Here is a 7,400-nt window from a genome sequence, read left to right as displayed (position 1 = left end):
CTCAGCGAGGTCCTTCGCGTGATTCAATTCTATAACAGCGGTGGCTACCATTGCGATGCGGCCGGGGAAGACGGGTATCAGCCCGGGGCCGGCGCGCAGGACTGTCCGCGCCACGACAGCGACTATGGGGAGCCGCTCTGGACAATTGACATGTCTGAACTGCTGCGGTGGATACAGTTCTACAATTCGCCCGGCTCGGCGTACCACTGCGATGTGTTGACCGAAGACGGGTATGCCCCGGGTCCGGCGGAAGAAACATAGAAAGGAGACAGTCTGCATTGCGAAAGAGATCCCCGCTGGACGGGCGGTGGCGAAGGCAATGAAAAGCATGAGTAATATAGTTGCTTGACAAAACAGCAGCTTTAATTATAATAGAAGTAGGAGGGGGCGGAGCGGTTTTTGTTCTCCTTTGTCCAGCGAGGAGGGGGAGACCAGCCCCGGGATACGCACAAGGTTGCGCAAGAATGCGCGGAGAATTGACGTTAATGGAAGGATGCGGCGTGTGTCGCAGGGATTCCATTTGTTAACCATAAATTGGGTAAGTGAGGTCTAACCGTAGTCGACCTGAGGAGGCACCTACGCAAGGCTGCATGCTGGAGGACACTTAGAATGGTAAGGCTTTATTCATACAAACGTGACGCGCTAGTCCCGGTGACGGGGAGTACGGCGGTGCTCGGGGTCACGCTGGCGGCGTTGTTGCTGGTCCTGTGCGGCGCCGTATCCGCACAGCCCCAGGAGTACTATCGAGGCAACGCTGGAAACGGCGATCTCTGGGCAAACCCCGGGGCTTCCCTGTCATTCAACACGACCGCCGGCACCATGATCGGTTCGGGAGGCGTATCGGACGATTTTGCCTTCGCGAACGAGGTTCAGGGCGGTGTGCAGGTATTTCGCTTCAAGAACGTGGTGATACCGGCAGGAGTAAACGTGACCGTGCAGGGTACGCGACCGCTCGTCATTGCCGCGGACCAGGACATGTATATTGGCGCGGATATCAATGTATCCGGCGGTGTTGTCAACCGCGGCGGCGGCGGCGCGGGCGGCGCGGGCGGCGGGGGTTCGTCCGGCGGCGCGGGCGGCTTGGGCGGCGGCGGCGCAGGTAGTGTTGGCGGTGGCGGCCAGGGCGGCGGTGGCGGCGGCATCTTCGAGTGCGGCGACAATGGCATCGCTGGCCAGTTCGGCGGCAATGGCACCCCTGGCAATCAGGGTATCACCGGAGCGGATGGTCAGGGCGGTTCTTCCGGTTACGCCGGATTCAACATTCAGGCGTCCGGACCCGCGGGTGGCTCCGGCGGTGTGGGCGGGCGCAACTTGGGCCAAGGCGGCAGCGGCGGCACGGGTTCGCAGAGCGGCGGCGGCGGGGGATCCGCGGGGTGCGCCGGAGGAATCGACGGAGATAACGGTCAACCCGGTGGCGCCGGTGGGCGCGGTCAGGATGGGTACGCAGGGACGCAGGGCGAATCCGGCGGCAACGGTGTGCAGGGGAGTTCTGGCGTATTTACGATTTCCCCGAATACGCTTGAGGTCTATGCCGGTATCGGCGGCGGCGGCGGCGGCGGCGGCGGCGGCGCCCAGGGCGGCGGCCAAGGCGGCGGCGGTGGCGGCGGCCGCGGCGGCGGTGGCGGCGGCGGCGGCGGGCGTGGCTTGCTCGGCGGCATCCTCAACGGTGGCGCTGGTGGCCGTGGCGGAAACGGGGGGCAAGGCGGCCTTGGCAGTTCCGGTGGCTCGGGCGGCGCTGGCGGCGGTGGCGGCAAAGGCGGCAACGGCGGCGGCGCGGTTATCCTCTCGGCCCGCGGGCTGCTGCAGGTGACTACCGCCATGACAGTGGATATTTCAGCCGGCGCCATCTCCCCCGGGCTTCCCGGCGGGGGCAGCGGCGGCGTTGGCGCGTTTAGTCAGGGTGGCTTGGGCGCCGCGGGCGCCGCGGGCAGCAGTGGCGATGATTTCTGCATTCCGCTGGTCGGCTGCGCGGAAGGCGGCGACGGCGGCGCTGGTGGCCGTGGCGGTGACGGCGGTCACGGCGGCACGGGCGCACTCGGCGGCCAGGGCGGCCAAGGCGGCAACGGCGGCTACGGCACGCCCGGCATGGTCAAGCTCCACGGTTCCGTCATGCTGGTGCGTGACATGACGATCCGCGCACTGAACGGGCGTCCGAGCAGTGATGCCGAGGCGAACGGCAAATTGACGCTCATTTCGAACATGAGCAATGCCGCCTATTTCACGAACCAGCCGGCAACCCTGCAGCCGACGTCGATCGTGAGTGCTCGAACGACCAACTCCGAGATCAAGGGTACGACCGTGTTCGACACATGGCCTGACCACCCGCACCTGCCCAACCTGGTCCTGAAGACCGGCCCGGGCCCGATCGGCGACCCGTCAGGGACGGAAGGCCTGGTGCGCGTCGGCGACCCCAAGGTCCCGGATTACTACTTGCGCACTATCGTTGAAGACCCTGCGAATGCGCCCGACTTCCAACTGGGTGACGGTTCTCTGGGCATCATCGGACAGCGCATCACGGGCGGCGACAATGTGTTTGACCAGTACGAGCAGATCTTCGTGCTGAACAATAGCGGCGGCAACGTTGATAACCTGTTCCTGCAGGTGGCGGGCGGCACGGCGCGCAAGATCAATGGCACGAGCGGCCTCTTGGAAGCGGGCCAAATCTGGACGACCACGGTCCGCTCAGGCGCCACGGTGCGATTGCTGCAGACGCCGATTATCATCACGCAGCCGCAAGATATCGCGGAATTCCCGGGCGCCAGCCCGTCGATGAGCGTGACGGTTGTAGACAACAGCGGGTCGCCCGTACGGTATCAGTGGGAAACGAACATCAACAACGTCTGGCAGTCGGTTGTAGACGACCCGCGCCCGGTCAACGGCATATCGGGCTCCGCGACGTCCACCCTGCAGTTCACGAACATCGCGCTGCCGCCGCCGACAACGGTGGTGGGGTCGTACCAGGTGCGCATCTGGAACGATACCGGCGAGTTGAACAGCGTCGTGTCCCAGCCCGCGCGGCTGGACATCTATCCGGCGCCGGTTATTGTGCAGCATCCGCAAGACGCGCTGAAGTTCCCGCATGCGACGCACGTGTTCAACGTCGCCGCGGTGGGCTTTGCGCTGAACTATGAGTGGTTTTACGCGCCGGAGGCGAGCCCCGGCACGCCCGGCCCGTTCGTTTCGATAGCGAACGCGTTGCCGCCGCTGCCGCCGGCGTTTACCGACTACGTGGTGAATGAGCTTTCGGCGTCGCTGTTCTTTACGGACATCGCGATCATTCACGAAGGCTACTACAAGTGCACGGTGTCGAACCTGACGGGCAGCGTGACCTCGAACCATGCGCGCCTCGGCGTGGAACGCGCGCCCGAAATCATCCGTCAGCCGGAGAACATTACCGTGCCGATGGGCTTTACGGCCACGTTCGAATTGCTGGCGAGCGGCACGATCTCGTCGTACACGTGGCAGGTCACGCAAGACCCGGATGATCCCATGAGCTGGGTCGATGTGTCCGTGTCGCCCATTGACCCGAATCTGGTCATCACGAACGCGCAGTCGGGTCCGCACCCGGCCGGCGATGAGGGGTACTACCGGTGTCAGGTGTCGGGCGCGGGCTACGTGGTCGAGTCGCAGGTTGTGACGCTCACGGTAACCGACCCGGGCATTATCGACCAGCCGGATGACCGCGTGGTGAATCCCGGCCAGAGCCTGAACCCGGCTTTCGAAGTCGTGGCGCTGACGGCCTACGAGCCGCTCAAGTACACGTGGTACCACGACGGTGTCGCGGTGGTAACGGATTCGCCCGACCCGGCGCTGGTGCTGAACAACATCCAGGAGAGCCAGGAAGGTTATTACTGGGTCGTCGTCACGAACAGTAATACGCCTCCCGGCTCGACGACGTCGGACCAAGCGTACCTGATGGTCAGGAATCCTCCCGTCATCACGGACCAGCCGGATGATGTGATTACTGACCAGGGCACGGGTATCCAGTTGTCCGTGACGGCGTCCTGCGAGAACTCGATGATCTACCAGTGGTTCTATCAGCCTCTGGATGAGTCTGTGCCGATGAACCCGATCCTCGACAGTGACGGCGGGCGCATCATTGGCTATACTGAGGCGGCGCCGCCGGGTGAACACAGACGCGACCTGGTGATTTTCCCGTCCATTGCGACGGACGAAGGTTACTATCAGGTTGAGGTGACCGCCGCGGGCGTCGGGTCCGTCCTGTCGAATCGCGTGCGGGTCATCCTGGGCACCTTGCTCACGTGCGGCGTGGACCGCGAGCCGCCACTCGAGTCCCTGCCGTGCCAGACGCCCGAAGGCGACGTGCGGGTGTATGTGAATCACATCCTGCAGCGTTTCACGATGTCGACTACGGGCGGCCGCGGCACGCGGTCTTACCAGTGGCTGGTGGACCGCGAGGACGGCAGCGGCTTCGTGCCGGCGCGTCCGCTGATCACGAGCAACGCAGACCCGTTCACGGCGCCGCTGGACCTCATCAACGTGCAGTTCAGCAACGCGGGCGTGTACTACTGCGAAGCGAGCGACTCACGTCCTGGTGTGGTCAGCACGGCACCCGTGCGGCTCGACGTGTTCCCGCACCTGGGCCAGGCCATTCTCGAGGAGGGCGCGGCTGTCGTGAATGTGACGGAAGGCGATACCTACACATTCCACGCCGCGTGCTCGGGCGGCATGCCGCCGTTGCGCTACGAGTGGTACAAGGAAGAGGGAGATACGGATCAGCTCCTGGAACTGACCACCAATCCCGAACTTACGCTCGAGGACATACAAGTGGATGCCGCTGGCTCGTACTACGTCATCGTGCGCGACGACGGCACCGATGTCCGCACGTCGAACTTGGTGTTACTGGAAGTCGAACCGGGCGTTCCTGCGGTATCGCTCTTCGGACTGGGCCTCGCGGCCGGTCTGACGGCGCTGGCGGGCGCATCCGCGTTGCGGCGCAAGAAACAGTAGGCCAAGCCCAATAATCGGACCCCTGCGGGGCCGGACGCAGCACGCGTTCGGCCCCGTTTGCTGTCTCTGGAAGGCGGAAAGGACATTGAAGGCCGCAAGGGACAAACGGAACGAGCGGGACAGCAATAAACAGCGGGAGAACCGCGTAAGCAGTCTGCTTCCGAACCTTCTGAGCGGGTTGTTTTATTGGTTCGGCGCCGTATCGGCGCCGTTTCATGTGCGGCGGCTTGTTGCCCGGCCCTGTGGCGGAGCAAGTTCGGAGAAGCACAAAGCGCAAGCATCCGGCTTCGCAAAAGCTACCGCGGACAGGGTCTTGCGCACTCCATTCGCGCCCGTAATACTGAGATGGGGTACTTCGTACCTGGTCCGTTGGACTCGTTGCGCGGGCAGGGTTCTCTTTCCTGAAGCTACGTGTTGGCGGGCGCGCGTTTCGCGTACGCGGCCTAGTAGAGGTTGTGGTAGTACTGATAGGTGGCGTATTGCGCCCGAATACCGTCTGGACCATTGGACTTGTAGTGATTGGACTGTACTTCGTCGAGGATGCGCGCCTTGAAGCAGTCCGCGATTTGGATCGCCATGGCCCCGGAAACCTCTCGCTTCAGTTTCTTGTCGTAGACCGGAAAGGCCACCTCGACGCGCCAGTCCAGATTGCGTTCCATGAGGTCGGCGGAACTCATGAAGACGGCGCGGTCCGCGCCCTTGCCGAAGATGTATACGCGCTGGTGTTCGAGATACCGGTCGAGGATGCTGACCGCGTGGATGTTGGGGTGGGGCAGCATGGCGTACGTGGTGCGGATTACAAGGTCCATGCGGACTCCCGCGTCCGCGGCGTCCATCAGAAGGTTGATGACCTTGTCGTCTGTCAGGTGATTGGCCTTGACGAAGATATACCCATCGCTCCCTTTCGCCTTTTCGCGCGCCACGTATTTCTTGAATAACTTGCGCGTATTGAAGGGTGAGACCAGCAGATGCTTGAACTTGGGCGCGGCAATGGTGCGCATTTTCGAGGCCTGTTCGAGAAAGCCGAAGACCTGAGCCACTTCCCCGGTTACGCGTTTGTCCGCGGTGAAAAGGCAACTGTCCACGTAGAGATGGCCCGTGGTCTCGTTGAAATTGCCCGTTGACAATCCGGCGTAGAGCGTGCCGTTCCGCGCGATCAGCATGAGTTTCGAATGCACCTTCATGGGCGGCACTCCGTAAAGGACGGTGGCCCCCACTTCGAGCAGGCGCTCGGAAATACGGATGTTGTTTTCCTCGTCGAAACGGGCGAGAAGCTCGATCGAGACGGTAACCTGCTTGCCGTTGCGCGCCGCGTTTACCAGGGCATTCACCACCTGCGAGGTGCGCGCCACGCGGTAGAGCGTCATCTTGATAGCCGTGACGTTGGGGTCAATGGCGGCTTCGCGCAAGAGCCGCACCACGTGGTCGAACGATTGAAAGGGATAGGTCACGAGGAGGTCCTGCCGTTCGATGATGTCCAACATGGGGGTGCGGTTGTCGGACAGAATCGGGTGCTTGGCCGGCTCCTGCGCCTCGAACGACAGGTCCGCGCGGTGGTTCGGGAACCGCATGAGGTCGCGCATGTTGTGGTAACGGCCGCCCGCTATCAGCGTGTCGTCCTTGCCTGCCTTCAATTCGCGCAGGAGGATGTCGCGGAGACCGCTGGGGATCGACGCGTCGTACACGAATCGCACCGGCCGCCCGCCTTTGCGCTGGCGCAGCACGCGCTCCATCTTGCGCACGTAGCCTTCCGAAAAGTCATTGTCGATGTCCAGTTCCGCGTCGCGGGATATCTTGAATTCATAGGCGCCGACCTGGCTGTACTGAAAGATATAGAAGACCTCATGGAGCATGTAGCGGATGACATCGTCGATGTACATGATGTCGCCGTTGGGCAATTGAACAAAACGCGCCAGTTGCGGCGGGATTTCCAGTATCGCGTAGCGCACATGTTCCCCCCACATCTTCACGCCGAAATACAACGCGCCGTCGGTGAGTTGGGGGAAGGGCATCCCCTTGCGAAGAATGATCGGGACCAGGTGCGGCAGCACTTCATCGCTGAAGTATTCGCGCAGCCAGGCGCCGAGTTCCGGCGGCTGGTCATCCACGTCTTCCTCGGTCAGAATGCGAACCCCTTCGCGCGAAAGCGCATCCGTAATGTCCGCATAGGCCGCCTGGAACCGCTCCTCCAGTTCTTGCGCCTTCCTGCTGACGACTTCGATAACCTCGGCCATGCCTTTCTTGCCGAGTTCGATGCGACGGTGAATGCTGGCGACGCGAACCTTGAAGAATTCGTCCATGTTCGAGGAGAAAATGCCCAGAAAGCGGAGCCGCTCCATCAGCGGGTTGCGCGCGTCCTCTGCCTCCTGCAGCACGCGCTCGTTGAACGAAAGCGTGCTGATTTCCCGTATTTGATGGAGGTTTTTCAT

The 7,400-nt window shown here is 62.7% G+C and carries 4 protein-coding genes and 1 pseudogene; 2 read left to right on the top strand and 3 right to left on the bottom strand.

Going from position 1 to position 7,400, the window contains the following annotated elements; genetic code table 11:
- On the top strand, positions 1 to 261 hold a 261-nt coding region (locus KA184_09895), incomplete at its 5' end, for a hypothetical protein (protein ID MBP8129875.1).
- Between the two features lie 534 nt (positions 262 to 795).
- Here KA184_09895 and KA184_09890 read toward each other — a convergent pair.
- A complete protein-coding gene (locus KA184_09890; GenBank protein ID MBP8129874.1) occupies positions 796 to 1,587 on the bottom strand; it encodes a hypothetical protein in 792 nt (263 codons plus the stop codon).
- Positions 1,527 to 1,769 (bottom strand): annotated as a pseudogene (locus tag KA184_09885) (hypothetical protein). Before KA184_09885 ends, KA184_09890 begins: the two are co-directional and overlap by 61 nt.
- 49 nt (positions 1,770 to 1,818) lie before the next feature.
- Between KA184_09885 and KA184_09880 the strand changes: the two are divergent.
- Entirely contained in the window at positions 1,819 to 4,971 is a 3,153-nt protein-coding gene (locus KA184_09880; GenBank protein MBP8129873.1) for an immunoglobulin domain-containing protein, read from the top strand.
- Positions 4,972 to 5,414: 443 nt separating this feature from the next.
- On the opposite strand, the gene ppk1 is transcribed toward KA184_09880, so the two are convergent.
- Positions 5,415 to 7,400 carry a polyphosphate kinase 1 gene (gene ppk1 / locus KA184_09875; protein MBP8129872.1) on the bottom strand — a complete coding sequence of 662 codons (1,986 nt, stop codon included), beginning with the start codon at positions 7,398 to 7,400 and terminating at the stop codon, positions 5,415 to 5,417.

The organism is Candidatus Hydrogenedentota bacterium (genome assembly GCA_018005585.1).
GTDB lineage: Bacteria > Hydrogenedentota > Hydrogenedentia > Hydrogenedentales > JAGMZX01 > JAGMZX01.
Note: the sequence above shows the minus strand (reverse complement) of the source record. Positions and strands in the feature narration are given on the sequence as shown.